The organism is Saccharomonospora saliphila YIM 90502 (genome assembly GCF_000383795.1).
Lineage (GTDB): Bacteria > Actinomycetota > Actinomycetes > Mycobacteriales > Pseudonocardiaceae > Saccharomonospora > Saccharomonospora saliphila.
Genome location: NZ_KB912609.1, coordinates 1 through 1517 on the forward strand (window position 1 = coordinate 1; position 1517 = coordinate 1517).

The window sequence follows — 1517 nt, forward strand, 5'->3', positions numbered from 1 at the left end:
CCCGGCTGACACTCCCGCGGCGCCGAGCCGCCCCGGAACCTGCCGACGACGCGGACGTGCCTACGGCTAGGCTGAGGTCGTCGCCGCGCCGATCGGGTGCGGCCGGTCGGCGCGTGCGCGAAGGCCGACGCAGTGACGCAGAACCGGGTGAGGAGCTGAGTGTGGCGGTTATCGAGCAGGTAGGCGCGCGCGAGATCCTGGACTCTCGCGGCAACCCCACGGTCGAGGTGGAGGTCGCCCTCGACGACGGCACGATGACGAGGGCCGCTGTCCCGTCCGGGGCGTCGACGGGCGAGCACGAGGCCGTGGAGCTGCGCGACGGCGACACCAGGCGCTACAACGGCAAGGGCGTCGAGCGCGCCGTGGCCGCGGTGCTCGACGAGATCGGCCCCGACCTGACCGGTGTCGAGGCGGTCGACCAGCGCATCGTCGACCAGAAACTGCTCGACCTCGACGGCACGCCCGACAAGAGCAGGCTCGGTGCGAACGCGATGCTGGGCGTGTCGCTGGCGGTGGCGAAGGCGGCGGCCGACTCGGCGGAGCTTGAGCTGTTCCGCTACCTGGGCGGCCCGAACGCGCACGTGCTGCCGGTACCGATGATGAACATCCTCAACGGCGGTGCGCACGCCGACACCGACGTCGACATCCAGGAGTTCATGATCGCTCCGATCGGCGCCGAGTCGTTCCGGGAAGCGCTGCGCTGGGGCGCCGAGACGTACCACGCCCTGAAGTCGGTGCTCAAGGGGCGCGGCCTCGCCACCGGACTCGGAGACGAGGGCGGGTTCGCGCCGAGCCTGTCGGACAACCGGGAGGCGCTGGACATCATCGTCAGCGCGATCGAGAAGGCGGGCTACCGTCCCGGTCGCGACATCGCCCTCGCGCTCGACGTGGCGGCCACGGAGTTCTTCTCGAACAACACCTACACGTTCGAGGGCAGCGAGCGCAGCGCCGAGCAGATGACCGGCTACTACGCCGAGCTGGTGAACTCCTACCCGCTGGTCTCCATCGAGGACCCGCTCTCGGAGGACGACTGGGACGGCTGGGCCCGCCTGACCGCCGAGCTCGGCGAGAGCGTGCAGCTCGTCGGCGACGACCTCTTCGTCACCAACCCGGACCGGCTGGAGGAGGGCATCAACCGCCGGATCGCGAACGCGCTGCTGGTCAAGGTCAACCAGATCGGCACGCTGTCCGAGACGCTGGACGCGGTCTCGCTGGCGACCTCGTGCGGCTACAAGTCGATGATGAGCCACCGCTCCGGGGAGACCGAGGACACCACGATCGCCGACCTGGCCGTGGCCACCGGCGTCGGCCAGATCAAGACCGGCGCCCCCGCGCGCAGCGAGCGCGTCGCCAAGTACAACCAGCTGCTGCGCATCGAGGAGAACCTGGCCGACGCCGCCCGGTATGCCGGGGACCTCGCCTTCCCGAGGTTCACGCCGAAGGGCTGAGTCATGGCCGACCGGGGCAGGCCACGCGGCCGACGCGGCGGCGGGAGGGCCCAGTCCCCCCGCCGGCCG

The 1517-nt window shown here is 71.1% G+C and carries 1 protein-coding gene; it reads left to right on the forward strand.

Annotated elements, in window-relative coordinates:
- The first annotated feature begins 161 nt into the window (after positions 1 to 161).
- Complete coding sequence (gene eno / locus SACSA_RS0101930; RefSeq protein WP_019813061.1) at positions 162 to 1448, forward strand: phosphopyruvate hydratase; 1287 nt, start codon at positions 162 to 164, stop codon at positions 1446 to 1448.
- The last annotated feature ends 69 nt before the right edge of the window (positions 1449 to 1517 follow it).